The sequence below is a fragment of the Kosakonia sp. H7A genome (assembly GCF_003028445.1).
GTDB lineage: Bacteria > Pseudomonadota > Gammaproteobacteria > Enterobacterales > Enterobacteriaceae > Kosakonia > Kosakonia radicincitans.
On sequence record NZ_PYTZ01000089.1, the window covers coordinates 1 to 487 of the forward strand.

1 protein-coding gene is annotated in these 487 nt (G+C 65.1%); it reads left to right on the forward strand.

Features of this window, described 5'->3' with window-relative positions:
- On the forward strand, positions 1 to 487 hold a 487-nt coding region (locus CWM66_RS28350), incomplete at both ends, for an ATP-binding cassette domain-containing protein (RefSeq protein ID WP_146159972.1).

A 487-nucleotide genomic window follows, 5' to 3' on the forward strand; every position in this document is an offset into this window, starting at 1 on the left:
CAAGCTGCTGCTGGGCGAGTTGCAGCCGCAGCAGGGCGAGATCGTGCAGGGTACCAACCTGCAGATCGCCTATTTCGACCAGTACCGCGCCACGCTGCGCGAGGACTGGAACGCCATCGAGAACGTGGCCGAAGGCGCGGACTTCATCGAGGTCAACGGCAAGCGCAAGCACGTGCATGCCTACCTGCAGGATTTCCTGTTCACCCCGGAGCGCGCGCGTGCGCCGATCACGCGCCTGTCCGGCGGCGAGCGCAACCGGTTGCTGCTGGCGCGGCTGTTCGCGCAGCCGTCCAACCTGCTGGTGATGGACGAACCGACCAACGACCTGGACGTGGAAACGCTGGAGCTGCTGGAAGAACTGCTGGCCGATTACACCGGCACGCTGCTGCTGGTCAGCCATGACCGCGATTTCCTCGACAACGTGGTGACCTCCACGCTGGTGATGGAAGGCGACGGCCGCGTAGGCGAGTACGTGGGCGGGTATTCG